At 58.5% G+C, this 3,551-nt stretch carries 2 protein-coding genes; both read right to left on the bottom strand.

What is annotated here, in order from left to right:
- Positions 1-242: 242 nt before the first annotated feature.
- Complete coding sequence (locus H5U08_RS13065) at positions 243-2,045, bottom strand: ATP-binding protein (protein WP_297033811.1); 1,803 nt, start codon at positions 2,043-2,045, stop codon at positions 243-245.
- 151 nt (positions 2,046-2,196) lie between these two features.
- A partial coding sequence (gene priA, locus H5U08_RS13060; protein WP_297033808.1) for a primosomal protein N' occupies positions 2,197-3,551 on the bottom strand: 1,355 nt, incomplete at its 5' end.

Raw genomic sequence — 3,551 nt, 5'->3', positions numbered from 1 at the left:
GTCGGGTGAGGACTTTTGCCTGATCGGGAAGTGTTCATCGTTCTTTAGAAACCCGTGACGCGGAAGGTGAACGCGGTAAGATCCATGAATCGCCACCTTGTCGATAACCTTGTGCTGCCGGTTGGACCAATGTTGGTGCGTTTGTGACACTTCAAGGGGGCCCGCAGTGCCGCATCGTGTGCCGCCATTTCCGAGGGTTTGGGAGGCACTTTCGCGACCCCACGGAGCTTGGAGCCATTATTTCAACCCGCCCGGCTGTCGGCAGGGGCAGATTGGGGGCGACGCACTGATCTGCCGCGATCGAACCGCATTTTTTCAAAATCGGACAGACGAAGTCCCAAACCGGATTCTTCCTGTTGCTGGGGTGAAAGCGTCCAGGGCAAACGGACGGTGAAAACGCTTCCTCTTCCCAGTTCACTTTCCACGGAGACTTCACCCCCCAGAAGTCGGCAGAGTTCTTTCACGATGCTCAATCCCAAGCCGGAGCCGGGGTACTCACGCTTCAGCGGGTCACCGTCGGGCATCGCCGTGCGCCCCTGGCGAAATTTCTCGAAGATGATTTGCTTGTCTTCTTCGGCGATACCCACACCGGTATCCGCCACGCGGAGGATCAAGTCTCCGTTGCTGTCACGGCGAACGGAAACCCGAACGGCGCCACCCTCCGGCGTGAACTTGATCGCATTGGAAAGCAAATTGTTGAGAATTTGCGCCACCCGATTTTGATCCTGAAACATGGGCGGAAGATTCGGGGGAACATCCACGGTGAGTTGCAAATTTTTCTTTTCAGAGAGCGGCCGCGCCATATCGCACTGGGCCTGCACAACCTGTTCGATGGAGAACTCCGTCGGCGTGATTTCCATTCGGCCGGCTTCCATCTTCGCCAAATCCAGGACGTTATTGATCATGTCCAGGAGAATCCGTCCTGATTTTTGAATATTCTGGACGTACCGGCGCTGCTTTTCGTCCAGTGAATCAATCGAGGCAAGAACCTCGCTGAATCCCAGGATGCTATTGAGCGGTGTTCGCAGTTCGTGGCTCATAGTGGCCATGAAATCGCTTTTAATTCTGTTGAGCTCATAGAGCTGCATGTTGAGCTGGGCCACCTCGTCAAGCTTGGCATCCAGTTCAGCGTTCACCTGACGCAGTTCATCCTGGACGGCGACAAGGTGACTGAGCATCCGATTGAACGCGTTGGCCAGCAGTTCAAATTCGTCACGCGTATGGATATGAGCGCGCAAGGCAGTATTGCCTTCGGTGATTGCCTCACTGACAGCCCGCAGGTGTCGCAACGGCCGGATGATCACGTAGCGAATGGTCACGTAGAACGCGATCATAGCCAGAAAGGCCGTGACAATAGCGACCGCGAGGAGCATACTCCAGTACTTCATGATGGCCGCCTGGGTAGGGCCGTTGGGGATGGTCACCTGGAGCACCGCCATGAGGTCCCCTTCGCGCAAGGGGCTTCCCATGCCCACGCTTGCGGCAGGATTGTAGCCGGCCCCTTCCAGAGCCAGGTGACATGCCACGCATGACTGTTCCGCCCAGATCGGCTGGTAGTATTGATACGTTCGCCCCTGATCGACAAGGCGTTCCGCGTACAGGGGGGTCTCACTCTGGGCCCGCTCTTCCGGTGACATCTGCATGAATCGCTGGACGAGTTCGGCCTCCATGGCGTCGGCGGGGGGACCTACGTCCTGAGAAGGCCGTACGGGCCGGCCCGGCGGCTGAACGAATCGCCATTGATACCCGTGCTGCGTCCGACTGCGGATCACTTCTGTCAAGTAATCCACAAAATCTTTGTTCGGCTCCATCGCCGCGTAATGCTTCGTTAGCATGACTTGATCGGCGAGGAGGCGGGCGGTATCCGGATTCTGCCGGGTGACCACCTCTCCCGTAACCCGCCAGTACAGAAGCACACTCACAGCAATGACCAACACGAGGAAAACGCCGAACAAGAAAAGGCATTTGACCTCGAGGCTGGTCTCCACGAGGGCCCGGTTGAGACGCCGTTGTGGGATTCGCGGTGAATTGACGGAAGAGGTCATTGCTGCTACAGGGGGCACATGGTTTGCCTAGTCTACGTCTTTATCTTAGTCGATCCGCAGCAAACAGAAAACACGAGAATTTCCACACGAGACAGGCCTTCGGGGAATAGATTGCTTTCGAATCGCGCTTTTCTGTCCATTTTCCCGCCAGTTACAGCATATCCACTGGATCCACGTCCACGACCCAGCTCACGTGACGTGCTTCTTCGAGACACTCCAGGCCACAGCGGACGAGCGTCCGGACAAGAGTTTCATCTTTTCCCAGAATTTGGATGTGGTAGCGGTATTTTCCCCGTAATTTCATCAGAGGAGCAGGGGCAGGCCCTACCACTCGAACGGCATCGGGAAGACCTGTTTGCGCAAGGGACTCCGCAATCGACCGGGCTACCCGCTCCGCCCAGCCAGCCGCTTCAAGTTCTTTCTCCGCCGAGATGATCAGCCGGACCAGTCTGGTGATCGGCGGATAACCGAACGCTGTTCGGATGGGAAGTTCCTGAGCAGCGAAGCCTTCGAAGTCGTGCCGCACCGCCGATTGGATGGCGAAATGTTCGGGGCTGAAGGTCTGAACGAGCACGAGGCCGCCGTGTGGTCCCCGGCCAGTCCGCCCTGCTACCTGGGTCACCAGTTGAAACGTCCGCTCCGCCGCACGAAAGTCAGGAAAGTGGAGGGCCGTATCAGCATTGACCACGCCCACGAGTGTTACATTGGGAAAGTCCAGTCCCTTGGCAATCATCTGGGTTCCCAAAAGGATCTGGATCTTGCCCTCGCGGAAGAGGCGGAATGCCCGCTCATAGGCTTCGCGGCTCCGCATGGAATCGGCGTCCATCCGCAGGCATGTGGCTTCAGGGAACCGCGCCTTGACCTCGGCTTCGAGGCGTTCCGTGCCGACTCCGCTGAACCGGATGGCCGCCGATTGACACTCGGGACAGGCCTTTGGCGAGGGTGCCTCATGACCGCAATAGTGGCACAGCACCTTGCCGAAGCTGCGGTGGTGTGTCAGGGCAATCTCGCAATCCGGGCACATCAGGACATAACCACATGCCGAACACTGCACATGTGTCGCGAACCCCCGCCGATTCAGCAGCAGAATCACCTGCCCGCCGTTTTCCAGGGCTTCGTGAATGGCCGCGTGGAGTTGTCGCGTGATCACACCCCGGCTTAACCGCCCGTGCTTGGGTTGACGGAGATCGATCGGCTTGACGGCCGGGAGCGGCCGGCCGCCAATCCGCTCAGGCAATCGGATAAGCGTGAGCTCCCCCTGCTGGGCTCGATGCCAGCTTTCCAGGGACGGAGTTGCAGACCCCAGAACGAGGGGAATCCGCTCGATGCACGCACGGCGGAGGGCCACATCGCGTGCATGATAGCGGGGGGCGGCCTCCTGCTTGAAGGACGTTTCATGTTCTTCGTCCATTACGATGAGGCCCAGCCTCGGCGTGGGAGCAAAGACGGCACTTCGGGCGCCCACGACGACCTGTACTTGTCCGGAAGCAATCCAGTCCCACTGGG

It is taken from the genome of Thermogutta sp. (assembly GCF_014359955.1).
Taxonomy (GTDB): domain Bacteria; phylum Planctomycetota; class Planctomycetia; order Pirellulales; family Thermoguttaceae; genus Thermogutta.
This window is presented reverse-complemented; position numbering and strand designations above follow the sequence as displayed.